Genomic DNA, 25,226 nt, shown 5'->3' with positions numbered 1-25,226 from the left:
CCTTCGCTTTACAGGCCCGGAACCTGTGCCTGGCGGGGCTCGTCGTCCGCAGCTAACCGAAGGGCCGGGCAAAATGGAGGAATGACTTCCCTCAGCGGCCGGCAGGTGCCCCAACCTGGCCGGGCCTTCGATCTCCCGGCCATCGGCGCCGGCCTTCCCTTTGCCGGCTCGCTCGCGGCTTTGGCCGAAGCGCTGGGCGATGGCGTGACGGGAGGAACGGCGGTAGTCCAAGCGCCGCCGGGAACGGGCAAGACCACCCTGGTTCCACCACTTCTCGCCACCCTCGAGGCGCACCTGAAAGCCGGCGCCCCCATCCGGCCGCGCAGGATTGTTGTCACCCAGCCGCGCCGTGTAGCCGCCCGCGCCGCAGCCCGCCGGCTCGCTGACCTGGACGGCAGCCGTTTAGGCAGCCGTGTGGGTTATACGGTGCGGGGAGAGCGCCAGGCCGGCCCCCAAACGCTCATCGAATTCGTCACGCCCGGCATCCTGCTGCGCCGCCTGCTGGCCGATCCGGACCTGACGGCCGCAGGCGCAGTGGTTCTGGACGAGGTCCACGAACGCGGCCTGGAAACGGATCTCCTGTTTGGCATGCTCACCGAAGTCCGCCAGCTGCGCGGCGACCTCACCGTCGTCGCCATGTCCGCCACCCTGGACGCTCCCAGGTTCGCTGCCCTGCTGGGAGGCCACGACGGCGGCGGGCCGGCTCCGGTCGTTGGCTGCCCCTCGGCGCTCCATCCGCTGGAGACGGAGTGGCGTCCTGCCCCATTCCCTCGGCTGGACGGCAGGGGAGTGACGCGTCCTTTCCTGGATTTCATCGCAGACACCGCCGCAGGAGCCCACCGGCAGGCACTGGCAGCGGACGGCGCTGCCGACGCACTCGTCTTCGTTCCGGGGGCATGGGAAGTTTTACAGGTTGCGGCGGGGCTGCGACGCCGGGTGGGCCCGGGGACTGACGTGCTGGAGCTCCACGGCAGGGTAGGCCCAGCCGAGCAGGACCGGGCGGTATCCGGGCGCCGGCCGGGGGAGAACGCGAGGATCATCGTTTCCACGGACCTGGCCGAGTCGTCGCTGACCGTGCCGGGGGTCCGGCTGGTCGTCGACTCGGGGCTGTCCCGTGAGCCGCGGCGCGACGCCGCCCGGGGAATGAACGGGCTGGTAACGGTTTCCTGCTCCCGCGCCTCTGCCGACCAGCGTGCGGGACGCGCGGCCCGCCAGGGCCCCGGGACAGTGGTCCGCTGCTACAGCCAGCAGGCGTTCGGCGCCGCCCCGGCCCACGTGACGCCGGAAATCTCCGTGGCGGACCTTGCGGGCGCCGCCCTGGTGATGGCGTGCTGGGGGTCACCGCGAGGGAAGGGCCTCGCCCTGCCGGATGCCCCGCCGGAGCAGGCCATGGAAGATGCCATGGAAGTCCTGCACGAACTGGGTGCCGTGTCCGGGGATGGCCACGCTACCGCTGCCGGCAGGACCCTGGCGGGCCTCCCGGTTGATCCGCGGCTGGGCCGCGCCCTGCTCGACGGCGCCGCTGCCGCCGGTCCCAGGGCGGCAGCCGAGGTGGTGGCCGCCGTGGCCAGTGATGCGCGTGCTCCCGGTGCGGACCTGCCGCGCCTCCTGTCCGACCTCCGAAGCGATAAGGGACCTGCCGGCCGGCGCTGGGCTGACGAAGGCCGCCGCCTCCAGGTCTTGGCGCAGCAAGCAGGGCCACTGCCCGACGCTCCCGCACTCCCGTCCCTCACCGGCGGGAGCGCACTGGTGGGTGCCGTCGTCGCCCTTGCCTTCCCAGACCGGGTGGCACGCAGGGTTCCCGGCGACGGGCCGGAGCGGTATCTGCTGTCCTCCGGAACGCGTGCCGGACTCCCCGCCGGAAGCAGCCTTGCCGGGCACGAATGGCTGGCAGTGGCTGAGGTGTCCCGAGGCGAGGGCAGGGACTCGGCCGGTACCGGTGCCGTGATCCGCGCCGCCGCCCCGCTCTCCGCCGGCCTCGCCGAATCAGCCGCATCCCACCTCCTCGTCGAGACGGTGGAGGCGGCCTTGACCCAGGGCCGGGTCACCGCGCGCAAGGTCCGGCGGCTGGGCGCTATTGTCCTCGCGTCCACCCCCGTGCGGCCATCGCCCGCCGAAGGCCGGGCCGCGGTGGCAGCAGCGCTGCAGCAGGAAGGACTCGCCGTACTGGCCTGGTCGACGGCGGCAGAGGCCTTACGCAGGCGGCTCGCCTTCCTGCACCGCGAGCTGGGGGAGCCGTGGCCGGACGTGTCGGAGGCCGGACTCCTCGGCAGGCTGCAGGACTGGCTGGGACCCGAACTTGAGTCGCTTGCCGCCGGCGCTGACGTCAACACGATTAACCTTGCTGAGCCCCTTCGGCGGCTGCTTCCTTGGCCGGAGGCAGCCAGGATGGACGAGCTCGCGCCCGAATTGCTGGAAGTTCCCAGCGGCTCCAGGGTACGGATTGACTACCCCGAGTGGTCTGATGTGACGGCGCCGCCGGTAGTGGCCGTCAAACTCCAGGAGTGCTTTGGCCTGGACGCGACGCCCCGCCTGGTCAACGGCCGGGTGCCGGTGCTGTTCCATCTGCTCTCACCGGCCCGGCGCCCGCTGGCTGTCACCGGCGACCTGGCGTCATTCTGGTCCGGACCCTACGCCCAGGTCCGCGCCGAAATGCGGGGCCGCTACCCTAAGCATCCCTGGCCCGAAGATCCCTGGTCCGCGCCCGCCACTGCACGGACCAAACAGCGGAAATAGCGTCCCGCCGGGACGGCCTCCCCGCCCCGTGAACCGTGCGTGAGATGTCCGATACACGCTTGTTACTTCGCGTCGACGCGCTGAAACATGCGCCGCATAGGCTCGGTTCCACCTGGACAGAGTGGTCCACACGCAGACATGGAAGGACCTACAGAATGTTTCTCCTCAACAATCTCAATCTCCTGCTCGACGGCCGCCGGAGCGATGACAGCCGGTTCCACACAGGCGGAACCGGAAGCACGGAATTCCCCGAAGGGCAGCTCACCTCCGCAGCCTGGGAAGGCTGGTGGCACGAAGAAGCAGCCTGACAGCCGGTCTTCGGCCGGCCCGGCCCCTGGAACCCCTCCGGCGTCAGCCGGAGGCGCGGACAAAGCGGGCCACCGGCTCCGCCAGGGAGGCGCCCACCTCTGCCGCGGAACGCTTGAGGCCTGCCACCGCAAAGGAATGGTCACCGCCGTCCACCCACTGCAGGACGGCTGAGGGTCCGATCCTGCCCACCACATCCTCCAGAAGTTCGGGGGTAGCGAACGTGTCCCGGCTGCCCTGCAGGAAAAGCATGGGCGCGGTGATGCCGTAGAGGTGTTCGTCCCGGAGCTTGTCGGGCTTCCCCGGAGCATGCAGGGGGTAACCCAGGTACACCAGCCCGGCGGCTTCCATCCCCTCCGCCACGGCCATGGATGCCATCCGTCCGCCGAACGATTTGCCGGCCGCCCAGAGGGGGCCGGTGTCGCCGTGGTCCGCCGCCCGCTCCGCCGCAGCCGCAATCGCGGCCCGCCAGGCGGCAATGGCGGCAGGCGGACGGTCCGGAAATTTGCGCCCCGCCTCCCGGTAGGGGAAGTTGAAGCGCAGGGTGGCAATGCCCAGGGAGTTCAACCCATCGGTGAACCCGCGCAGGAAGGGGTGCTCCATGCCTGCGCCGGCACCATGGGCCACCACCACGGTGGCGGACGGACTGTCGGGGCGGGCGTACGCGGCAGACACCGTGCCCTCGCCCACAGCGATGGAAAAGTCTGATTCTGAAACGGACATGCCTCCATCTTGCCGGACCGGCTGCGCAAATCTGCCGGGCCTCCGATGCAGGGGTGTACGTTGTCCCCATGGCGAGTGAACAGACCACCCTGACAGTCCCGGGCCCGCACGGCGAGCGCGAAATGCGCATCTCGAGCCCCAGCAGGGTGATCTGGCCCGAACCCGGAATCACCAAACTCGACCTGGCGCGGTATATCACCGACGTCGGGGAAGCGTTCATCGCTGCCAACGGCGGCAGGCCGGTGGCGCTGCAGAGGTTCTCGGGCAGCATCGAGGGGGAGATGTTCTTCTCCAAGAACCCGCCCAAGGGTGCCCCGGAGTTCATCCGGTCCACCCCCGTGGTGTTCCCGAGTGCCCGGTCGCACCCCATGCTGATACTTGACGAACCTGCCGCTGCGGTGTGGGCAGTACAGATGAACACCATCGTGTTCCACCCCTGGCCTTCACGCGCGGACAACACGGACAACCCCGACCAGCTCCGCATCGATCTTGACCCCCAGCCTGGAACAGACTTCGACGACGCCGTCCCGGCTGCCCTGGCGCTGAAGGAGGTGCTGGCGGAGGCCGGGCTGGAATGCTTCATCAAGACCTCCGGCAACCGCGGCCTGCACGTCTATGCGCCCGTTGAACCCACCAGGGAATTCCTTGACGTCCGGCATGCCGTGATCGCCGCGGCCCGGGAGCTGGAACGCCGCATGCCGGACAAGGTCACCACGGCCTGGTGGAAGGAAGAGCGCGGCCAGCGGGTGTTCGTGGACTTCAACCAGGCGAACCGGGACCGGACCATCGCCGGCGCCTACAGCCCGCGGCCGCTGGCCCATGCTCCGGTGTCCTGCCCCATCACCTGGGATGAACTGGAACGCGTCGACCCGAAGGACTTCACCATCCTGACCGTGCCGGACCGGCTTAAAACGGCCGGTGACCCTTGGGCTGACATGCACAGCAAGCCGGGAACCATTGACACCCTGCTCGGATGGTGGGACCGCGACCTGAAGTCCGGGCTGGGAGAGCTCCCCTTCCCGCCGGATTACCCCAAAATGCCCGGCGAGCCGCCCCGGGTGCAGCCCAGCAGGGCGCGGAAGCAGGACTAGCCCACCCCGCAAGGGGCGGGCCGCCGTCGATATACCTGCGGCCTGACCGGAGAATCGGGCCGGCTATTCGAAGCGGGACGGGTCGCCGGTTCCGCGCCGGACCACCTCTGCCACCCCGGTGGAGTAGTCGACCACGGTGGTGGGTTCGGAACCACAGTCGCCGGCATCGATCACGGCGTCCACCTGGTGGTCCAGGCGTTCCTTGATTTCCCACCCCTGGGTCAGCGGGTCCTCCTCGTCGGGGAGCAGCAGGGTGCTTGAGAGCAGCGGCTCGCCCAGTTCTGCCAGCAGCGCCTGGACCACGCGGTTGTCCGGGATCCGCACACCCACGGTCTTCTTCTTGGGATGCAGCAGGCGCTTGGGAACTTCCTTCGTTGCCGGAAGGATGAACGTGTAGCCGCCGGGGGTGACGGCCTTGATGCTGCGGAAGACATCGTTCCCGATGTTCACGAACTGTCCCAGCTGGGCAAAGTCCCGGCAGACCAGCGTGAAGTGGTGCTTGTCGTCCAGACGGCGGATGCTCCTGATCCGGTCCAGTGCGTCCCGGTTGCCCACCTGGGCGCCCAGCGCGTAGCAGGAATCCGTGGGGTAGGCGATCAGTCCGCCGTCGAGCACTATCTTCACGGCCTGGGTGATGGCACGCGGCTGGGGGTCCTGGGGGTGAACGTCAAAGTATCTGGCCATGACCCAGAGCCTACGGCCCAGCCGGACACTTGTGCACCACCCGCCCCGTTTCCCCTACCACCTGCCCCTGCTTTGAGGCAGGATGGTGACTGGTTCCACCATGTTCCGTCCCCACGCCAAGGAGATCCATCATGCCGACCACCCTCAATCCCTACCTCAGCTTCCGCGACAACGCCCGCGAAGCAATGAACTTCTACCAGTCCGTCTTTGGCGGCGAGCTGACCCTGAGCACCTTCGGGGAGTTCCAGGCCAGCGATGATCCAGCGGAGTCGGAGAAGATCATGCACGGCATGCTCACCACCAGCAAGGGGATGGTGCTGATGGGCGCCGACACTCCGAACAGCATGGGGTACACGCCGGGGGCGTCCATTTCCATCTCCCTCAGCGGCGACGATGAAGCGGAACTTCGCGGCTATTACGAGAAGCTCAGCGGCGACGGCGGGACGATGACCGTGCCCATGGAGCAGTCACCCTGGGGTGACATTTTCGGCATGTGCACGGACCGCTTTGGCGTGGCCTGGCTGGTCAACGTCAACAGTGCCCAGGGCGCCGCGGGAACTCCCCAGGGCTGATCCGCCTTCTGGCGTGCGGCTTCCTGGGGTGGATGCGGGTTCTTGAGGAGGGTGCCCGGCGGTGCGAGGATTGAGGCGTGGAATCCCTCTTTGAGTTCCTTGACGACAAATGGTGGCTGGTCTTCCCCGCGATCGCCTTTGCCGGGCATTGGACCAACTCGCTGCGCAAGGCCGGCGAGCGGCGGCACCAGCGAAGAGTGGAGCTGTACACGCTCAAGAACCAGTCCCGCGAACTCGAAAGGGCCTCCGCAGCGGACGTTGAAGCGCTTGTTGCCACCCACGACGCCATCAACAAGCGCTGGCTGGACTACGAGCTGGACGTTGGGAAGCTCATCGATTTTCCGCTCATGACCGACGTCCGCGAACCGCTCACCGTGGCCTTCCTCCGGGCGAAAAGGGAGGCGGACGGCCAGCGCCCGGATTCCCCGGCGGACATGGCCTCGCCCTCGCGGCTGGAGGCCTACCGGAAGGCAGTCAACAGCTTCGCGGTGGCGCTGGACGTGGCAGAACGTGAAGCCCGCCGGATCCGGGACAGCAAGTTCACCGGCCCGGAACGCGAACGCCTTGCCACTGCCCGGCAGCTGCTCAGGATCGCCGGGGACCATGCCGCCACGCCAGCCGAACGGCAGGCGGCCTACAAGCGCGCCCGCCGTGAACTCGATGGCCTGATCGTCCTGCCGGATGCCACCGTTGCTGCCCTGGAGGGGCAGGTAGCGCCAGGGCTTGACGCCGGACGGGAACCGTCGGACTTCCGGCACCACTAGGTTTTCTGGACCCCGGCCGTGACACGCACCGTCTATATCGACGTCGATGGCGTTATTTGTCCCTTCGGACCGGAAGGCCCCACCGGCTGGGGAACCGGCTGGAAACATTCCAATGCGGGACTCCTGCCCGTCGCCTACGCACCGGAACTGGTGGACGCACTGAACGGAATCGCCGCAATGGCAGGGGTACGGTGCGTCTGGCTCACAAGCTGGGAAGAACTCGCCCCGCAGTATCTATGCCCCGCCATCGGCCTGGACGGCGCACGGTGGCCATACCTGACGGCGGATGGGGCAGGCGCGGGCGCCGGCTGGTGGAAGCTTCGGGCCATTCAGGATGATGTGGAAGATACCGGTCCGGAAGCCGTGGCCTGGATCGATGACCAGCTCGCGTTCGAGGCGGAAGCCCAGTCCTGGGCCAGGCTCCTTGGCCGCCGGATCCTGGCATTGTCCCCGGAACCGAGGCGCGGAATCTCGCCTGCCGAACTGCAGCGGGTGCAGTCGTTTCTGGTGCTGCCGTTGTTTTGACCTAATGCCGGGGACGCGTACGATCGATAAGGTTTCACGCCGGTTGTGTTAACGCCACAGGTCATTCCAAGCGAACAGCTGGTGAATTATGCTGTGCAAGGCAGCCGGGGGAGATGAAACTGCTGAACGTCGACTCTGCAGATTGGGCAACAGGTGGATATCACCTTCATGGTGGCGCTGGTCATCGCACTGGCACTATTTTTCGACTTCACGAACGGCTTCCATGACACCGCGAATGCCATGGCCACGCCCATTGCAACCGGCGCCATTAAGCCGAAGACAGCGGTGACCCTGGCGGCCATCCTGAACCTCGTGGGCGCCTTCCTCTCCACCGAGGTGGCCAAGACGGTCTCTGGCGGAATCATCCGGGAAGGGTCGGACGGGATCCAGATCACCCCGGACATCATTTTCGCCGGCCTCATGGGTGCCATCCTCTGGAACATGATCACGTGGCTCAAGGGCCTGCCGTCGAGTTCCTCGCACGCGCTGTTCGGCGGTCTGATCGGCGCCGCGATCGCCGGCATCGGCTTCAACTCGATCAACCTCGAGGGCCTGATGCAAAAGGTCATCCTCCCCGCCATCTTCGCCCCGCTGATCGCGGGCATTGTCGCCTACATCTGCACGCGCCTGGCATACGCCCTGACGTCCCGGCATGACCCGGAGACCGGCAGCAAGCTCACCCAGAAGCGTGGCGGCTTCCGGACCGGACAGATCTTCACCTCCAGCCTGGTGGCCCTGGCCCACGGCACCAACGACGCCCAGAAGACCATGGGTATCATCACCCTGGTCCTGATCGCCGCAGGCACTCAGGAGGCCGGATCCGGCCCCCAGTTCTGGGTCATTGCCGCTTGTGCCTTCGCCATCGCCATCGGCACCTACGCCGGCGGATGGCGCATCATCCGCACCATGGGTGCCGGCCTCACCGAGGTGAAGCCCGCCCAGGGTTTCGCGGCCGAGACCAGCACCGCGTCCGCGATCCTTGCGTCCTCGCACCTCGGCTTTGCCCTCTCCACCACCCAGGTGGCGTCCGGTTCCGTTATCGGATCCGGCATGGGCCGGAAGGGGACCAGCGTCCGCTGGAGCATGGTGGGAAAAATCGCCCTGGGTTGGCTTTTCACTCTTCCGGCAGCGGGCATTGTGGGGGCCCTGACCGCCCTGCTGGTGAAGACCGGTGTCATCGGCGTCCTGATCGCCGCCGTCGCCGGCACGGCAGCTGTCCTCTTTATGTTCTTCTACTCACGCAAGTCCGCCGTCGGCCACCACAACGCCATCGAGGTGGAGGAAGCCGGCCAGGCCGTGCGCTTCGCCAAGAAGAAGGCCATGGCGCGTGCGCGCGCCCACGCCAAAGCCAAAGCGCAGGCAGAGGCTGACGCTGACGCCAACAACCAGAAGGAGACTCAGCGATGAAGTGGTTGGAACTCCTGACCGTTGCCGGCGCCACCCTGACGGCCGCAGTAACAGTTGTAGTGCTGTACTCGCTCGGCGTGCGGCTCACGGCCATTGCCGCGGACGTCCAGCAGACGTCCCCGGGCATCAAGCGGTCCCTTGCCTACATCTGCTTCGGCCTGTGCAGCCTGGCGGTTCTCTTCGGGCTGTACCTGATCATCCCGTACTTCTCCGGCTGACCAGGCCCCCTGTCGCCGCGCCAGGTTAAAGCCGGCAAGCCCGTCACTGTCTTCGCTTGAGGCAGTTCCTGCTCCCCCTCCTCGGGTCCAACCAGTCTCTGGCAGGGGCAGGTGCGGTTGGCTAGGCTTGGCCCATGCCTCACATCCAGTACTACGTTGCCGCATCCCTGGACGGCTTTATTGCCACCCCCACTGATGACCTGGACTGGCTCCTGCAGTTCGACGGATTCGAAGGCGGTAAGGAAAGCTACGAGTCGTTCATGGCGGATGTGGGCTGCATTGTCATGGGTGGAGAAACCTATTCCTGGCTTCTGGAACACGAATCGGACAACTGGCCTTACCCCGCCACGCCGTCCTACGTGTTCACCCACCATGAGTACCCGGCCCCGGCAGGTGCTGACATCACGTTCGTCCGCGGGGATGTTACCGAGTTCGCAGCGGACTTCGAACGCGACGCGGGCGGAAAGAACGTCTGGGTGGTAGGCGGCGGCAACCTGGCCGCGCAGTTCGCCGGCGCCGGTCTGCTCCACGAAATCATCTTGTCCGTGATTCCCGTGGTGTTGGGAAGCGGCAAGCGGCTGCTCCCGCTGGAAGGGCCGACGCCGCCTCTCGAGCTGGTTGCCTCCCGCACCATGGGCAGGGGCATCGTTGAGCTGCGGTACCTTTTGGATGGCAGCGCGGCCAGCGGCACATAGGTCAACGGCGTAAAACGGTCGGCATGCAGATCAATGACCGCGCAGCCGCATGGTCAGCCGCTGCCATAGAAGAACTCCTCCAGCTCGACTTCTGCCTGGGATAGCCCGCGATGAAGCAGATCCGCGGGGCGGTGTGCCTGCCCCCTGTGACGTTCCCGGCGCTGCTCACCGGGTTTCAGGTTCGCGGGCATGGCGGACAGGGCAGACTCCGGCCAGTGGGGTGGTTGCCAGTCTTGGTGTTCGCTTTTGTAGTGGCGGCCGGTGGGTGAGGTCCAGCCGGGTGGCTGGTGTTGGTGTCCAGCCGGTGGTGTGCCGGAGTTTGTGGTGTTTCGGGCAGGGTTGTCCGAGGTTGCTGATTCCGGTGGTTCCGCCGTGGTGCCAGGCGAGGAGGTGGTCTGCCTCGTTATCCAGGGAGGGGTTGCTGCAGCCGGGGAAGGGGCACTGGCCGTCTCGCAGCCGGAGCCAGTTCCGCATGGCTTTGGTGACCCGGTAGCTGGTCCGGCCGATCTCCAGCGGGGCCCCGTCCCGCGGATCGACCAGGACGCGGTGGAACGAATCGGCCCCGTTGGCGACCAGGTCCCGTGCCATGGAGGCTGGGATGGGTCCGTATCCGTCGAGCATGGCTGGCTCGTCGGTCAGGCCCATGAGGGCGAAGACCGGGACGGTGACGAGGACCTGGGCCCGGATCGACGACGACGGGGCGGGATCCGTTCCTGCATCTGCCCCGCTGCTGGTATCTGCCGCGGCGCTGGTGCCCGCCGCGACGCTGGTGTCTGCAGGTATGCCGGGACTGTCGGCTCTCCCGTGGTTGCTGCCACTGTTGGTGCCGCTGGTGAGGATGGCGTCGGCGAAGTGGTCGGCGCGGAGTTGGGTGAGGGTGCGGGGTTCGTGGGGTCCTTGTGCGGCGCGGGCGAGGGCGTTGAGCCGGTTCCAGCCTGCCATTGCCTGGTGGGCCGGGAGGCAGGCGGAGAGCCAGGCCATGCCGTCCTGGTCCGGCCTGTAGTCGACCCGCCGGTCTGCCGCGGCGTTGGTATGGCGTTTCTCGAGGGATTCGGGATGGTGGCGTTCGCGCCAGGTGCGGGCTTTGTGCCGGAACCGGTGCGCGGGCATCTCCCCGATCGTGGCTGCGGCGGCTGGTCTTGGTGTGTCGGGGTCCAGGAAGTGGGCTTCCAGGGCGGTGGCGGCGGTGGGGTCGAGGGTGGCTGCCTCGTCTGCCATGACCTGGGCGTGCTGCCAGGAGAGCGTGCCGGCCTGCAGGGCAGAGAAGGTCAGGGGCAGGGTGGTGGTCAGGGCGTGGGATACGGACAGGAAGGCGCTGGCGGTCCGCGGCCCGATGGCCAGCACGCACCCGATCTCGGCGGCCACAGCCATTTCCTGCGCCTGCACCGGCATCCCGGGAGGGACCAGGGCATGGGCGGTGCCGGCGTACTTCATGGCAGCTCGGGCCTTCAGGCCCGCCACGCCGGCCTCCACAGCCGCCGCGCCGGCGAGGATGTCCAGGCTCCCGTCCGCCAGCCCGGCCAACGGATCAGCAGCAGAGAACGGCTCCGAACCGCACGCGTCCACCTCAGCGTTGAGCACGGCAAGGGCGGCCCTGATATCCGCAAACGCCCTCGCCACCGCTTCCCTGCCCATAAACCCATCATGCCAAGGGGGTCCGACAATGAGGCGGACAGCCCCCACGGCGGAGATTTTCTCAGCGGCGTTGCCACCGGAAATCGCCAATCCTGCCCCGCCTGCTGGCGCCCAGGTGACCCTGGCGGACCCTGATTGAGCCGGGAGCCGGGAGCCGGGAGCCGGGAGCCGGGAGTCAGGGGTCGGGAGCCGGTCGGCTACAGCGGCGGCAGCGCCACGGTGGTTTCGCCAAACAGGAGTGTCACCTGACGCGAACTGTCTATATCGGAAGGCGTCCTGATGATGTAGGTGCGTGGCGCCATGTCGGCTGTGCAGGCGGGTCCGCCGCGGGTGTCGAGGCCAAGCTTAATGGTGTAAGCATCGGCAACGTCGATGGAGGACGGAAATGCAGGGCAGCTCGAACTGCCGGCCAGCACAACGGCGAACCTGGCGCCGCCGTCCAGCCAGCCTGCCGTGGGAAAAGGGTATGCAAGGTCTCGGCCGGAGGAGTCTTGAGTCACGGTAATTGCTTCAGCAGGGAGCCCGCCCGTGTGTTCTGATTCAGCAATTGACGCCGGTGCAGCGGAACACGCGGTCAGCAGCAATGAGACACCGACAATCCAGATTCCGCTGATCCTTCCCATGGGTTGAGGTTACGCGGCCGCCGTCGGCATCGTCACTGTCAGCCGTCGTCAGTCGTTCCCTGCGATGGACTGATCGACCCCTTTTGGGCCGGGCTCGGGACGTTGTCCCGGATCATGTTGGTGATGCGTGCCGTGGACAGCCGCCTGCCCTGCTCGTCAGTCATCACGATCTCATGGGTGGCCAGGGTCCGGCCCAAATGGATGGCTGTGCACGTTCCCGTCACGGTTCCGGTGGAGATGGAGCGGTGATGGGTGGCGTTGACCTCGATGCCCACCGCATGGCGGCCCGGCCCGGCATGCATCCCGGCGGCGAAGGACCCCAGTGTTTCGGCGAGCACCACGTGTGCCCCGCCGTGGAGGATTCCCGCGACCTGCGTGTTGCCCTCCACCGGCATGGTGGCAACGCTGCGCTCGGGGCTCATCTCCTGGAACCGGATCCCCATTTTCACCACCAGGGCGCCGATCCCGAACCGCCCCAGCCAGGCGTGCAGGTGCTCAGGGATGCCGGCGGCGGAAAGCTCTTCGGCGAAGGGGCCGGGCGTGAAATTGTCCATCATGGCAACTAGGCTGGCACCTGTGAGTGAAACAACCAAACCGGCCCCTTTCCCGTCCCAAACCCTGCAGGAGGACAACGCCCCGCAGGGCTCAACCGCCCTCCAGGACGCTGCAGTCGGGGAAGGTGCAGGTCAGGACAACGCTGGGGTCCCGGCCGGCGGGTCCGTTTCAGCGACCGCCGCCCCCGTAGTCCCCATGACCGGCCAGCCGCGGCTGCTCGTCCTGGACGGCCACTCCATGGCATTCCGCGCTTTTTTCGCGCTCCCTGCGGACAAGTTCTCAACCACCAACGGGCAGCACACCAACGCCATCCACGGATTCACCTCCATGCTGATCAACCTCATCAAGGAGCAGCAGCCAACCCACATCGCCGTGGCCTTCGACGTCTCCGACGAGTCCACCCACCGCAAGACCGAATACAGCGAATACAAGGGTGGCAGGAACGAAACCCCCCGGGAGATGAACAACCAGATTGACCTCATTGGGCAGGTCATGGAGGCCTGGGGCATCAAGACCATCAAAATGCCCGGTTATGAGGCTGACGACATCCTGGCCACCCTCGCCGCCATGGGTGAAAAGGCCGGGTACGAGGTACTGCTGGTGTCAGGGGACCGGGACGCGTTCCAGCTCATCACGGACAACGTCTTTGTGCTTTACCCCAAAAAGGGCGTTAGCGATATTCCGCGGATGGATGCCGCCGCCATCGAGGCAAAGTACTTCGTCAGCCCCGGCAGGTACTCCGACCTCGCCGCACTGGTGGGCGAAACCGCGGACAACCTCCCGGGCGTGCCCGGCGTCGGGCCGAAGACCGCGGCAAAGTGGATCAACCTCTACGGGGGGCTCGAGGGCGTCCTGGAACACCTGGATTCCATTGGCGGGAAGGTGGGCGACGCGCTGCGCGAGAACGTCGACGCCGTGAAGCGGAACCGCCGGCTGAACCAGCTCCACACGGACCTTGAACTCCCCGTCACACTCGATGACCTGTACCAGCCGCGCCCGGACCAGGCAGCACTTGAGGACCTCTTCGACAAGCTCGAATTCAAGACCATCCGCAACAGGCTCTTCGCGTTGTACGGCGATGAGGACAAGCCCGCCGCCGAGCGGGAGAGCATCGACACTCCCGAGTACGTCACCCCGGCTGACGCCGCGGAACTGTCCGCATTCCTGGCCGCAGGCGCCGGACAACGCTCCGCCCTCGCTGTGGACCTCATCCCTGGCCGCATCGGCGAGGACGCCGCAGCGCTGGCCATCGTCCGGGACGGCGCCGCCGCCTACATTGACCTGTCCGGACAGGACGCCGACACGGAGAACGTCCTGGCTGCCTGGCTGCGCGACCCCGGCGCTCCGAAGGTCATGCACGGCTTCAAGGCCGCCCTCAAGGCCCTGACCTCCCTTGGGCTGGAGCTGGAAGGCGTCGTGGACGACACCTCCATCTCCGGCTACCTGATCCAGCCCGACCGGCGCACCTATGAACTCGCCGAGCTGGCCCAGCACCACCTGAACGTGGGCATCCCGGGCGCAACAGCCAAGGCAGGGCAGCTGGAGCTCTCCTTCGACGGCGAGGACGATGCCGCCGCCGACGCGCTGGTCCAGGCTGCCGCCGTCGTCCTTGCCCTCAGCGGCTACTTCGAATCGGAACTGAAGGAGCGCCGGGCCGAGGAACTCCTGTCCACCCTGGAGCTGCCCGTCAGCCGGGTCCTGGCGGACATGGAACTCGCCGGCATCGGCATCGACATGGCACGCATGGACGACCAGCTCGCCGACCTTGCCAGGGTCATCGACCAGGCGCAGGAGCAGGCGTTCGCGGCGATCGGCCACGAGGTCAACCTGGGCTCGCCCAAGCAGCTCCAGACGGTCCTGTTCGAGGAACTCCAGCTGCCCAAGACCAAGAAGATCAAGTCGGGCTACACCACGGATGCGGCCTCGCTGAAGAACCTGCTGGAAAAGACCGGGCACGAGTTCCTGGTGCAGCTGATGGCCCACCGGGAGGCCGCCAAGCTGCGCCAGATGCTTGAATCCCTGAAGAAATCGGTGGCAGAGGACGGCCGCATCCACACCACGTACGCACAGAACGTGGCAGCAACAGGCCGGATCTCCTCCAACAACCCCAACCTGCAGAACATCCCCATCCGCAGCGAGGAAGGCCGGCGCGTCCGCGGCATCTTCGTGGTGGGGGAGGGCTATGAATGCCTGCTGTCCGCAGACTACTCGCAGATTGAGATGCGCATCATGGCGCACCTGTCCGGCGACCAGGGCCTCATCCAGGCCTACAAGGACGGCGAGGACCTGCACCGGTTCGTTGGCTCGAACATCTTCCACGTGCCCACCGAAGAGGTCACCAGCGCCATGCGCTCCAAGGTGAAGGCCATGTCCTATGGCCTGGCCTACGGCCTGACGTCCTTCGGCCTGTCCAAGCAGCTGGAGATCTCCGTGGATGAGGCACGCACCCTCATGAAGGACTACTTCGACCGGTTCGGCGCCGTCCGGGACTACCTCCGCGGCGTCGTCGACCAGGCCCGCGTGGACGGCTACACGGCCACCATCGAGGGACGCAGGCGGTACCTGCCGGACCTGACCAGCACGGACAGGCAGCTGCGCGAAAACGCCGAGCGCATCGCACTGAACAGCCCCATCCAGGGCTCGGCGGCGGACATCATCAAGCGTGCCATGCTCGGTGTCCACGCTGAACTGAAGGCCCAGGGACTGAAGTCACGGATGCTGCTCCAGGTCCATGACGAACTCGTCCTGGAGGTCGCCACGGGCGAACGCGCAGCCGTGGAGAAACTGGTTACCGAGCAGATGGCCGCCGCGGCGGACCTCAGCGTTCCGCTGGAGGTCCAGATCGGCGTCGGACCCAGCTGGTACGACGCCGGGCACTAAGCCACGCGCAACGCGAAAGAGGTGGGACGGATAACCGTCCCACCTCTTTCGCGTTGTCAGCAGGCCCCCGGGCGGGGACAGTCTGGCAGGGACAACAGGGCAGGGATACTCAGCTGTTCCTTGCCGACTCCCGCCGCTGCCTGAGCCGCTCCAGCAGGTCGTGCTCAGCATCCGCGCCGGGCGTGATGCCGGACGGGATGCGGAACAGCAGGACCGCTCCGAGCACCCACCAGAGGCCGAACAGGATCCACGGCGGCGGGGTGAGGGCTGCGGGCATGCCGGGCATGTAGAGGCTGAGCAGTCCCAGGCAGAGGACCACCGCGGTAACGCCGATTATGACGCCGCCGTTGCCCTGGCCGCCCACGCGGAGCGGCCGGTCCATCCCGGGCTCGCGCCGGCGCAGGATCACAAACACCACGGCGACCAGGATGTAGGCAATAACGATGCTGGGCGCCCCCGAATCCACAAGCCAGCCGAGCATCGATACGCCGAAGAACGGCGCAACGAAGGACAGCACGCCAATGAACAGGAGCGCGTTGACCGGAGTGCGGTACTTCGGATGCAGCTTGGCGAACCACGCGGGCAGCATGCCGGAACGCGCCATCGAGAACATCAGGCGCGAGGCGCCCAGAAGCAGCGAGTTCCATGAGGTCAGGATTCCCGCGATTCCACCGGCAATCAGGATCTTCGCCATCACGTCACTGCCGAACAGCGCACCCATGGCATCGGCTGTTGCAATATCAGCCTGTGCGATCTCTCCCGCGGGCATCGCAGAGGACGTGGTCAAAACAGTCATGACGTACCAGATGGTTGCGAGGATGACGGCGACGACGACGAGCCTGCCTATTTGCCGGGCGGGGATGTTCACTTCTTCGGCTGACTGGGGGATGACGTCGAAGCCCACGAACAGGAACGGAACCACCACCAGGACGGCGAAGTAGCCGTTCAGGCCGCCCGTGAAGAAGGGCTCCATGTTCGTCGCCGAACCTCCAACGAAGGAACCGAACACCAGCATCAGGCCAATGACCAGCAGGAAGACCACCACGAACGTCTGGGCCACACCGGCAAGCTTCACACCGAGGATGTTGATTCCAGTGATCACTACCGCTGCGACAGCCCCCACCAGCGCCCAGGTCAGGTGCACCTGGTAGCCCGCCACTTCCCACAGCGGGATCTGGCTGAGGTTCGGGAAGAGGTATTGCGCAGTCCGGGGCAGGGCCACGGCCTCAAAGGCAACAATGGTGATGTATCCGCCGGTGATGGCCCAGGAGCCGATGAAGGACCACCGTGGGCCCATCCCACGGAGCAGGAAGTTGTGTTCACCGCCCGCCTTCGGCATGGCCGCAGTCAGCTCGGCGTAGGTCAGACCCACCACGCCCATGATGGCGCCACCGGTGATCATGGCCAGGACGGCCCCCATAGTGCCGGCGGACGCGATCCAGCCGCCGGTGAGGACCACCCAGCCGAAACCGATCATGGCTCCGAATCCGAGTGCCAGGGCGTCCCAGTTGCCCAGGACTTTCAGTAGGGATGCGTCCGGTGTTTGTTCCGCTTGGGAAACTTGCATGTGTCCTCGCTAGGGTCAGGTACTGCGGGCAGAAAATTTGCGTGGGCGCAGACCGCTTGTCCCACGCCTGTGAAGCGCGTCACGTCCTGCTCTAACTTAGACCCCCAAGGCTGACCGCGCACTGTGCATTGGCCCAGGATGCTGCAGCCCTGTTTGAACAGGATGCCGACGACGGTGCCTGTGGCGGAGCTGCGGATGGGGTGCGTGTGTGACTGGTGAAGGCCGCCGGCCATGACTAGGCTCGTAACCGTGGCTGAACTGAGTGGCAACTATGAAATCCGGCGCTTTGGCGCTGTCTCCGAGGGCAAGGACGGTTACGCGGAGGCGGAAGCCTGGTCGCGTGCTGTGTCCTTTGGCTTCCACGAATCCACCAGGACTCCTGAGCACGTGGCAAAAACGCTCGCCACATATGAAGCTGACGGCCGGGCGCTCACCGGCGTTTACCAGACCGGGGCGGTGGCGCCGTCCTCCATGCCGGCAACGGTGCCGGTGGCCACCTTCGCAACCTTCCGCAAGACCCTCAATATCGGATTTGGCCGGATGCTCGAATCCCAGATGGTCACGTCGGTGACCGTCCGCACGTCGCACCGGCGGCGGGGCCTCCTGCGGACGATGATGAGCGAGGACCTTCGCCTCGCCAAGGATGACGGCATCGCCATGGCCGCCCTTACCGCCTCGGAAGGGACCATTTACGGCCGTTTCGGTTACGGCGTGGCCAGCTTTGAACGCACCGTCAAGGTGGACACCACCGCGCGCTTCAACCTCCGCCACCAGCCTGCCGGAAGCGTGGAGATTGCCGATCCCAAAGCCCTGCTGCACCTGGCGCCGGAGGTCTTCGAGCGTGTGCACCGGCTTACCCCCGGGTCCCTGGGCAGGCAGGACTGGTACCGGCAGTTGGCGTCCGGGTCCTTGGGCCGTGACGGCAAGGAGGACCCTGCCGTCAAGGTTGCGCTCCACTACGGTCCGGGCGGCGACATTGACGGCTATGTCTCCTACAAGTTCCTGGGCTGGGATACGGAGCCCTACACCGTGGAGGTCGTGGACCTGGTGGCAGCCGGCAATGACGCCTACCTGGAACTGTGGCAGTTCCTCGGCGCCATCGACCTGGTGGAACGCGTCTCGTGGGACGAAGCGCCGGTTGACGACCCCCTGGCGTGGGCGCTCGACGACCCGCGCTGCATCGATTCGTCGGACAGCCGGGACATGCTGTGGCTCCGCCTCCTCGACGCCGGCAAGGCGCTGGAAGCCCGGCACTACCCGGCGGACGGCCGGCTTGTTTTCGGCATTGCGGACCCGCTGGACCTGACGGCAGGCAAGTACGCCCTGGACGTCGACGGCGGCCAGGCCGCCGTCGAGCGCTTGCCTGACACCGCCCCGGCGGACCTGGCGCTGGATGTCTCCGCCCTGTCCTCGATCTACCTGGGCGGGGTGTGTCCCGTCACGTTGGCCGCGGCGGGGCGGATCACCGAAACCACGCCCGGCGCCGCACTGAAAGCGCGGCAGATGTTCGCGGTGGAGCGGGCAACGCACTGCCTCACCCACTTCTGAACTGCAAGGACACGTCAAGCCCGCGTGCCTCGCTTTGACCCTCGTAACGGGCAACGACTAGAATGAACAGGCGTGTGTTACGTGTGCCCAGCTTTGGCTGCACGTAAACGCCGCGCAATCAGGATGACCCGGCAAATCCGCCGCGCTCCGCCTCCAGGTCAGTACCCGGAAGTGGTGGTCGCCTGATCAACTAACTATCCACAACGGAGCCCCTACTACATGACCATCACCTCCACCGAGAAGCCCGGTACCCCCGTAGTCGCTATTAACGACATCGGTACCGCTGAGGACTTCCTCGCAGCTGTCGACGCCACCATCAAGTACTTCAACGACGGAGACCTCGTCGAAGGTACCGTCGTCAAGGTCGACCGCGATGAAGTCCTGCTCGACATCGGTTACAAGACCGAAGGTGTCATCCCCTCCCGTGAGCTGTCCATCAAGCACGATGTTGATCCCGGAGACGTCGTCTCCGTTGGCGATCAGGTCGAAGCCCTGGTGCTCACCAAGGAAGACAAAGAAGGCCGCCTGATCCTCTCCAAGAAGCGCGCTCAGTACGAGCGTGCCTGGGGCGACATCGAGAAGGTCAAGGAAGAAGACGGTGTTGTCACCGGTACCGTCATCGAGGTCGTCAAGGGTGGTCTTATCCTCGACATCGGCCTGCGCGGCTTCCTGCCCGCATCCCTCGTCGAGATGCGCCGTGTGCGCGACCTGGCTCCGTACATCGGCCAGCAGATCGAAGCCAAGATCATCGAGCTGGACAAGAACCGCAACAACGTTGTGCTGTCCCGCCGTGCATGGCTCGAGCAGACCCAGTCCGAGGTCCGCTCCACGTTCCTCAACAAGCTGGAAAAGGGCCAGGTCCGTCCCGGCGTCGTTTCCTCCATCGTCAACTTCGGTGCCTTCGTGGACCTGGGCGGCGTAGACGGCCTGGTTCACGTTTCCGAGCTGTCCTGGAAGCACATCGACCACCCGTCCGAGGTTGTCGAAGTTGGCCAGGAAGTCACTGTCGAGGTTCTCGAAGTGGACCTGGACCGCGAGCGCGTTTCCCTGTCGCTCAAGGCTACGCAGGAAGATCCGTGGCAGACCTTCGCCCGCACCCACGCCCTGGGCCAGGTTGTTCCGGGTAAGGTCACCAAGCTGGTTCCGTTCGGTGCGTTCGTCCGCGTCGAAGACGGCATCGAAGGCCTGGTCCACATCTCCGAGCTGGCTGTCCGCCACGTGGAACTGGCCGAGCAGGTTGTCTCCGTTGGCGACGAGCTGTTCGTCAAGGTCATCGACATCGACCTGGAACGCCGCCGCATCTCGCTGTCCCTCAAGCAGGCCAACGAGGGCGTCGACGCCGACAGCACCGAATTCGATCCCGCTCTGTACGGCATGGCCGCAGAGTACGACGAAGAGGGCAACTACAAGTACCCCGAGGGCTTCGATCCCGAGTCCAACGAGTGGCTTGAAGGCTACGAGAACCAGCGCGCCGCCTGGGAGCAGCAGTACGCTGACGCCCAGACCCGCTGGGAAGCCCACAAGAAGCAGGTTGCCCAGCACGCTGCCGACGACGCTGCTGCTGCAACGTCCGGTGACAGCGATTCCGGCACCACCAGCTACTCCTCGGAGCCGGCTGCTGAGTCCAACGCCGGTGCAGGCACGCTTGCATCCGACGAGGCTCTCGCCGCCCTGCGCGAGAAGCTGACCGGCAACTAATTGCCACCGGCCCGGTTTTCCGGGCCCACGCAACAGACCCCCTGCCCACAAGGCAGGGGGTCTGTTGCTTTAACCCAACTGTTGGCTACAGTCGGTCAGGCGTCACCCAGCGCCTTAAAGTTCGACGACGGCGCGGACCGTCCCGTCGTCGTCGTGCGTCAGGACGGCCCCGGCTGAGGCCAGAATGCGCTGGGCGCCCACGTTTCCCGCCAGGGTGCGGGCAATCACCCGGGAAAGTCCCGCCCTTCGGGCCTCATCCAGCACCAGCCGCAACGCGGCGGCGCCAATGCCCCGGGACCGAAAGCTCCGGCCAAGCCAGATACCCGTATCGGCCGCCGCTCCGGCGGGTCCGGCTGCCGTGGTGCCGGATGCGATGCGGCGCAGCCGGATGGATCCGGCGAGGCTGCCATCGGCGAGAATTCCCCACGTCTTCTCCCCGGCAAGGCCGTCCAGGCCGTGGGCGGCGGCGCGGTGGTAACCGAAGAACCAGGCAGTCCGCTCAGGGTTCCAGCCCGGCCCGCCCAGCGGGGGAGCCACCTCATCGGGGGAGGCATCGCGCTTAGCGAGGGCAAGGAGCCCGTCCAGCACCGCCTCATCCACGTCCACCAGGGACACCTCAGGTGAAGGGGACATCCACCCACTCCGTTCCCTTCGCCACCAGCGAGGCACTGCCGGCCGTCAGCAACTGCACCCGTTCTGCGGCGTCCGCTATTGCGCCGGCGTTGTCCGGCACCGCCACCTGCAGGACGGTGTGCCGGGATCCGTAGCTGGTTCCGGCCATCACCAGGTTTGCGGCCCGCAGGTCGTTTTCGAGCTTCCCGGCCGCAGCATGCGGCACTTCCACCGAGCAGATTCGCAGGCGCCTGCGGCGCACCAGCGGCACAAGGGTTAGCGCCGAGGACACGGACTCGGAGTATGCCCGCACCAGTCCGCCCGCCCCGAGCAGGACACCGCCGAAGTAGCGGACGACGACGGCGCTTACGTCGCTGAGGTCGGCGGCCCCGGGCGTCGTCTCCCGTTTGGCCAAAGCTTCCAGCATGGGAAGGCCCGCTGTTCCGGACGGTTCGCCGTCGTCGTTGGAGCGCTGGATGCTCCGGTCGGGTCCGATGATAAACGCCGAGCAGTGGTGCCGGGCGTCGTGGAACTCGCGGCGGAGGCCTGCCACCAGGTCCCGTGCAGCGTCCTCGCTGTCTGCCCGGCGCAGCACAGTGATGAACCGGGAACGCTTGATCTCCAGCTCGTGGCGGAAATCGGAGCCCGCCGCCAGTGTGGTGTAGCTGGTGGCCCTGCTCTCTTCCCCTTGCACCCGCCCAAGTCTAGGCCCAGGCTCCCATGACCCGGCAAGCCATGGGCTGCCGCGCGTACTCGTCGTCGCCCGCGCTCTTGCGGCCAGCATGTGGCATTTAGGAGATGCACGTGGACCTGGGCCGGGCGATTAGGGTGGGGGGATGCTCAAGATCGGGTTGACGGGCGGCATCGCCTCCGGGAAGTCAGTGGTGGCCTCGCGCCTGAAAGAACGCGGCGCGGTGCTCGTGGATGCTGATGCGTTGGCCCGTGAAGTGGTGGAGCCCGGCACCGAGGGCCTGGACCGCGTTGTGGCGGAGTTTGGCAGAGATGTCCTTGGCGCCGACGGCCGGCTGGACCGCCCCAAACTCGGCACGTTGGTGTTTGGCAGCCCCGAGCGACTCGAGGCCCTCAACGGGATTGTCCACCCCCTGGTCCGTGCACGGGCCGCGGCTATTGTGGCGGGTGCGGCAGAAGATGCCGTGGTGGTGCAGGACATCCCCTTGCTTGTGGAAACCGGGCAGGGGAGCGACTTCCACCTGGTGGTGGTGGTGGATGCGCCGGACGACGTGCGGCTCCAGCGGATGCTGGAGCACCGTGGGATGACGCGGGAGGCTGCACTGTCGCGGATGGCCGCGCAGGCAACGCGGAAGGATCGGCTGGCTGCGGCCGACGTCGTCCTGGACAATTCTGCCAGCGTGCAGCACCTGCTGGTCCAGGTGGACCGGCTCTGGGACGACCGGCTGATGCCCTTCGCCCGCAACCTCGCTGCAGGCAAGCGTGCCGCGAGGAACTGCGGACCTGTCATGGAGCCGTATCGGGAGGAATGGGCCAAGGACGCGGCCCGGATCTCGGCAAGGCTGAAGTCCGCAGCCCACGGGCTCATCCTGGCGGTGGACCACATTGGCTCCACGTCCGTCCCCGGCCTGGCCGCCAAGGACGTCATAGACCTGCAGGTTGCCGTTTCCGGCCTGGACGCAGCAGACAGTGCGGCACCCCTGCTGGCGGCAGCCGGGTTCCCCCTGGTGCCCGGTGCCGGGTCCGATACGCCTAAACCTGGTGCGCCGGATCCCGGGCAGTGGCAGAAACGGTTCCACGCCAACGCGGACCCCGCGCGTCCAGTCAACATCCACGTCCGCGTTGCCGGCTCGCCCGGATGGCGCTATGCCCTGATGTTCCGGGACTGGCTGCGGGCCAACCCGTCCGCACGCATGCTTTACGCAGGGCATAAGGCAGACCTTGCGGGGCGCTTCGCCAGCTCGGCGGGTACGAGGGCATATGCGGAGGCCAAGGAACCGTGGTTCACGGACGTTGCATGGCCCCTGATGTCCGCCTGGGCTGACGAGACCGGCTGGGCGCCGCCGTCGTACGCGTCGTGAAGCCGGTTCCGCGGACCGGAGCTGTTCGCCCGTAACGGACGGGCCCTTATAGTGTCGGTGCCCGGTTGTAGATTAGATCCATGAGCCTTGCGCAGGATATCAACCGTGTTGTGGCGCCCTTTGAGGTCATCAGCGAATTCAAGCCCGCGGGCGATCAACCCGCCGCCATTGCCGAACTGACGGAGCGCATCAAGAACGGCGAAAAAGACGTGGTGCTTCTCGGCGCCACGGGTACCGGTAAGAGCGCCACCACGGCCTGGCTGATCGAACAGGTCCAGCGCCCCACCCTGGTGATGGTCCAGAACAAGACCCTCGCGGCACAGCTGGCCAACGAATTCCGCGAACTGCTGCCCAACAACGCGGTGGAATACTTCGTGTCCTACTACGACTACTACCAGCCCGAAGCGTATGTGGCGCAGACGGACACCTTCATCGAGAAGGACTCCTCCATTAACGAGGAAGTTGAAAGGCTCCGCCACTCCGCCACAAACGCCCTGCTGACCCGGCGGGATGTGATCGTCGTGGCTACAGTGTCCTGCATCTACGGCCTGGGTACGCCGGAGGAATACATCGCCGGCATGGTCACGCTGCGCAAGGGCGCGGAGATGAACCGGGACGACCTCCTCCGGAAGTTCGTGTCCATGCAGTACGCCCGCAATGACATGGACTTCCACCGGGGCACGTTCCGGGTCCGGGGGGACACCGTGGAGATCATCCCGATGTACGAGGAACTTGCCATCCGGATCGAGTTCTTCGGTGACGAAATCGAGAACATCCACACGCTCCACCCGCTCACCGGCGAGGTGATCCGGGACGAAGAGGAAATGTATGTCTTCCCCGCCTCCCACTACGTTGCCGGGCCGGAGCGCATGTCCAGGGCCATCAAGCGGATTGAGGACGAGCTCGCCGACCGGCTGAAGGTGCTGGAGGGCCAGAACAAGCTGGTGGAGGCGCAGCGCCTCCGCATGCGGACCAACTACGACCTCGAAATGATGCAGCAGATGGGCTTCTGCAACGGCATCGAGAACTACTCCTCGCACATTGACGGCCGCGCCCCCGGCACGGCGCCGCACTGCCTCCTCGACTACTTCCCGGACGACTTCCTGCTGGTGGTGGACGAATCCCATGTGACCATCCCGCAGATCGGCGCGATGTACGAGGGCGACATGTCACGCAAGCGGAACCTGGTGGACTTCGGCTTCCGGCTGCCCTCAGCCATGGACAACAGGCCGCTGAAATGGGACGAGTTCCTTCAGCGCGTCGGCCAGACCGTCTACCTGTCGGCCACCCCCGGCAAGTACGAGCTCGGCAAGGCCGACGGGTTCGTCCAGCAGATCATCCGGCCCACCGGGCTCATCGATCCCGAGGTGGTGGTCAAGCCCACCAAGGGCCAGATCGATGACCTGCTGGGGGAGATCAAGACCCGTACCGCCAAGGACGAGCGCATCCTGGTCACCACCCTCACCAAGCGGATGGCGGAGGACCTCACCGACTACCTCCTGGGCCACGGCATCAAGGTGGAGTACCTCCACTCCGACGTGGACACCCTGCGGCGCGTTGAGCTGCTGCGCGAACTCCGGATGGGAAAGTTCGACGTCCTGGTGGGCATCAACCTGCTTCGTGAGGGCCTGGACCTCCCGGAAGTGTCCCTGGTCAGCATCCTGGACGCGGACAAGGAAGGCTTCCTGCGCTCCTCAACCTCACTGATCCAGACCATCGGCCGCGCCGCCCGTAACGTCTCGGGCCAGGTGCACATGTACGCCGACCGCATCACGGACTCCATGGCGCATGCCATCGACGAGACCAACCGGCGCCGAGCCATCCAGGTGGCCTACAACACCGAGCATGGGGTGGACCCGCAGCCGCTGCGCAAGAAGATTGCGGACATCACCGACCAACTGGCCAAGGAAGATGCCGACACCCAGGAGCTGCTCAACAACAGCCGGCTGGCCAAGGGCGGCAAACGGAAGTCCGCGGCGAAGGGTGCCGCCCAAGTGCGCTCAGACGGCCTCGCAGCAGCACCGGCGGAGGATCTGGTGGGGCTGATCGAACAGTTGACGGAGCAGATGCACGGTGCTGCCGCCGAACTGCAGTTCGAGGTGGCAGCCAGGATCAGGGACGAAGTGGGCGAGCTGAAGAAGGAACTGCGGCAGATGCAGGCGGCCGGGCACGCCTGACACAAAGGTAACGGGGGGACGGGCGGCCTGGGTGACTGCGGTACAGTTAAGGTCACGTAGGGGAGTATCCCGAGCGCTACGATCGTCAACACGCAGGGCATAGTTGCCCGGCCGGGCGTAGCGGGCCGCCATTTCAGCACCAAGTGCACAGGCAGGCCG

At 66.3% G+C, this 25,226-nt stretch carries 21 protein-coding genes and 1 pseudogene; 14 read left to right on the top strand and 8 right to left on the bottom strand.

What is annotated here, in order from left to right:
• Positions 1 to 81 precede the first annotated feature (81 nt).
• Both hrpB and IEX33_RS10340 read left to right on the top strand, forming a co-directional pair.
• Positions 82 to 2,736 (top strand): ATP-dependent helicase HrpB, encoded by a 2,655-nt coding sequence (hrpB, locus tag IEX33_RS10345; RefSeq protein WP_188729864.1) that lies wholly within the window; start codon positions 82 to 84, stop codon positions 2,734 to 2,736.
• 155 nt (positions 2,737 to 2,891) lie between these two features.
• The gene (locus IEX33_RS10340; RefSeq protein ID WP_181038138.1) at positions 2,892 to 3,044 is read left to right on the top strand and encodes a hypothetical protein; all 153 of its coding nucleotides are present in this window, start codon (positions 2,892 to 2,894) and stop codon (positions 3,042 to 3,044) included.
• Between the two features lie 43 nt (positions 3,045 to 3,087).
• On the opposite strand, the gene IEX33_RS10335 is transcribed toward IEX33_RS10340, so the two are convergent.
• Positions 3,088 to 3,765, bottom strand: a complete 678-nt coding sequence (locus tag IEX33_RS10335; protein WP_188729862.1) for an alpha/beta hydrolase family protein — start codon at positions 3,763 to 3,765, stop codon at positions 3,088 to 3,090.
• 68 nt (positions 3,766 to 3,833) lie between these two features.
• Between IEX33_RS10335 and ligD the strand changes: the two genes are divergently transcribed.
• The gene (gene ligD / locus IEX33_RS10330) at positions 3,834 to 4,856 is read left to right on the top strand and encodes a non-homologous end-joining DNA ligase (RefSeq protein WP_188729860.1); all 1,023 of its coding nucleotides are present in this window, start codon (positions 3,834 to 3,836) and stop codon (positions 4,854 to 4,856) included.
• 63 nt (positions 4,857 to 4,919) lie between these two features.
• On the opposite strand, the gene IEX33_RS10325 is transcribed toward ligD, so the two are convergent.
• Entirely contained in the window at positions 4,920 to 5,540 is a 621-nt protein-coding gene (locus tag IEX33_RS10325) for an L-threonylcarbamoyladenylate synthase (protein ID WP_188729858.1), read from the bottom strand.
• A gap of 131 nt (positions 5,541 to 5,671) precedes the next feature.
• On the opposite strand from IEX33_RS10325, the gene IEX33_RS10320 reads away from it, so the two are divergent.
• The 6 genes from IEX33_RS10320 to IEX33_RS10295 all read left to right on the top strand — a co-directional run bounded on the left by IEX33_RS10320 (position 5,672) and on the right by IEX33_RS10295 (position 9,721).
• Positions 5,672 to 6,112, top strand: a complete 441-nt coding sequence (locus IEX33_RS10320) for a VOC family protein (RefSeq protein WP_188729856.1) — start codon at positions 5,672 to 5,674, stop codon at positions 6,110 to 6,112.
• Positions 6,113 to 6,189: 77 nt separating this feature from the next.
• Positions 6,190 to 6,876 (top strand): hypothetical protein, encoded by a 687-nt coding sequence (locus IEX33_RS10315; RefSeq protein WP_188729854.1) that lies wholly within the window; start codon positions 6,190 to 6,192, stop codon positions 6,874 to 6,876.
• Between the two features lie 18 nt (positions 6,877 to 6,894).
• Complete coding sequence (locus IEX33_RS10310; RefSeq protein WP_188729852.1) at positions 6,895 to 7,401, top strand: HAD domain-containing protein; 507 nt, start codon at positions 6,895 to 6,897, stop codon at positions 7,399 to 7,401.
• Between the two features lie 153 nt (positions 7,402 to 7,554).
• Positions 7,555 to 8,808, top strand: a complete 1,254-nt coding sequence (locus tag IEX33_RS10305) for an inorganic phosphate transporter (protein ID WP_188729851.1) — start codon at positions 7,555 to 7,557, stop codon at positions 8,806 to 8,808.
• Entirely contained in the window at positions 8,805 to 9,026 is a 222-nt protein-coding gene (locus tag IEX33_RS10300; protein ID WP_104187371.1) for a hypothetical protein, read from the top strand. The genes IEX33_RS10305 and IEX33_RS10300 overlap by 4 nt, the downstream gene beginning before the upstream one ends.
• 134 nt (positions 9,027 to 9,160) lie before the next feature.
• Positions 9,161 to 9,721 (top strand): dihydrofolate reductase family protein, encoded by a 561-nt coding sequence (locus IEX33_RS10295; protein ID WP_188729849.1) that lies wholly within the window; start codon positions 9,161 to 9,163, stop codon positions 9,719 to 9,721.
• A gap of 53 nt (positions 9,722 to 9,774) precedes the next feature.
• Here the strand turns inward: IEX33_RS10295 and IEX33_RS10290 are convergent.
• The 3 genes and pseudogenes from IEX33_RS10290 to IEX33_RS10280 all read right to left on the bottom strand — a co-directional run bounded on the left by IEX33_RS10290 (position 9,775) and on the right by IEX33_RS10280 (position 12,536).
• Positions 9,775 to 11,356, bottom strand: a pseudogene (locus tag IEX33_RS10290) (DUF222 domain-containing protein).
• 197 nt (positions 11,357 to 11,553) lie between these two features.
• Positions 11,554 to 11,856, bottom strand: a complete 303-nt coding sequence (locus tag IEX33_RS10285) for a hypothetical protein (protein ID WP_188729847.1) — start codon at positions 11,854 to 11,856, stop codon at positions 11,554 to 11,556.
• A gap of 161 nt (positions 11,857 to 12,017) precedes the next feature.
• The gene (locus tag IEX33_RS10280; RefSeq protein WP_188729845.1) at positions 12,018 to 12,536 is read right to left on the bottom strand and encodes a hotdog fold thioesterase; all 519 of its coding nucleotides are present in this window, start codon (positions 12,534 to 12,536) and stop codon (positions 12,018 to 12,020) included.
• A 193-nt stretch (positions 12,537 to 12,729) separates the two neighbouring features.
• Between IEX33_RS10280 and polA the strand changes: the two genes are divergently transcribed.
• Entirely contained in the window at positions 12,730 to 15,414 is a 2,685-nt protein-coding gene (gene polA / locus IEX33_RS10275; RefSeq protein ID WP_188730148.1) for a DNA polymerase I, read from the top strand.
• A 109-nt stretch (positions 15,415 to 15,523) separates the two neighbouring features.
• Here the strand turns inward: polA and IEX33_RS10270 are convergent, their stop codons facing one another.
• Positions 15,524 to 16,981, bottom strand: a complete 1,458-nt coding sequence (locus IEX33_RS10270) for an APC family permease (protein WP_188729843.1) — start codon at positions 16,979 to 16,981, stop codon at positions 15,524 to 15,526.
• 231 nt (positions 16,982 to 17,212) lie between these two features.
• Between IEX33_RS10270 and IEX33_RS10265 the strand changes: the two genes are divergently transcribed.
• Positions 17,213 to 18,529, top strand: a complete 1,317-nt coding sequence (locus tag IEX33_RS10265; RefSeq protein ID WP_188729841.1) for a GNAT family N-acetyltransferase — start codon at positions 17,213 to 17,215, stop codon at positions 18,527 to 18,529.
• A 219-nt stretch (positions 18,530 to 18,748) separates the two neighbouring features.
• Positions 18,749 to 20,227: a 30S ribosomal protein S1 gene (rpsA, locus tag IEX33_RS10260; protein ID WP_013600871.1), complete on the top strand. Its 1,479-nt coding sequence runs from the start codon at positions 18,749 to 18,751 to the stop codon at positions 20,225 to 20,227.
• Between the two features lie 114 nt (positions 20,228 to 20,341).
• On the opposite strand, the gene IEX33_RS10255 is transcribed toward rpsA, so the two are convergent.
• Together IEX33_RS10255 and IEX33_RS10250 are read right to left on the bottom strand one after the other, a co-directional pair.
• Positions 20,342 to 20,860 (bottom strand): GNAT family N-acetyltransferase, encoded by a 519-nt coding sequence (locus tag IEX33_RS10255; protein WP_188729839.1) that lies wholly within the window; start codon positions 20,858 to 20,860, stop codon positions 20,342 to 20,344.
• Positions 20,844 to 21,533 (bottom strand): IMPACT family protein, encoded by a 690-nt coding sequence (locus IEX33_RS10250; protein WP_229675320.1) that lies wholly within the window; start codon positions 21,531 to 21,533, stop codon positions 20,844 to 20,846. The genes IEX33_RS10255 and IEX33_RS10250 overlap by 17 nt, the downstream gene beginning before the upstream one ends.
• Before the next feature lie 142 nt (positions 21,534 to 21,675).
• On the opposite strand from IEX33_RS10250, the gene coaE reads away from it, so the two are divergent.
• Both coaE and uvrB read left to right on the top strand, forming a co-directional pair.
• Positions 21,676 to 22,890, top strand: a complete 1,215-nt coding sequence (gene coaE / locus IEX33_RS10245; protein WP_188729835.1) for a dephospho-CoA kinase — start codon at positions 21,676 to 21,678, stop codon at positions 22,888 to 22,890.
• Positions 22,891 to 22,970: 80 nt separating this feature from the next.
• Positions 22,971 to 25,067 (top strand): excinuclease ABC subunit UvrB, encoded by a 2,097-nt coding sequence (gene uvrB / locus IEX33_RS10240; RefSeq protein WP_188729833.1) that lies wholly within the window; start codon positions 22,971 to 22,973, stop codon positions 25,065 to 25,067.
• The last annotated feature ends 159 nt before the right edge of the window (positions 25,068 to 25,226 follow it).

This window comes from Pseudarthrobacter scleromae, assembly GCF_014644515.1.
GTDB lineage: Bacteria > Actinomycetota > Actinomycetes > Actinomycetales > Micrococcaceae > Arthrobacter > Arthrobacter scleromae.
This window is presented reverse-complemented; position numbering and strand designations above follow the sequence as displayed.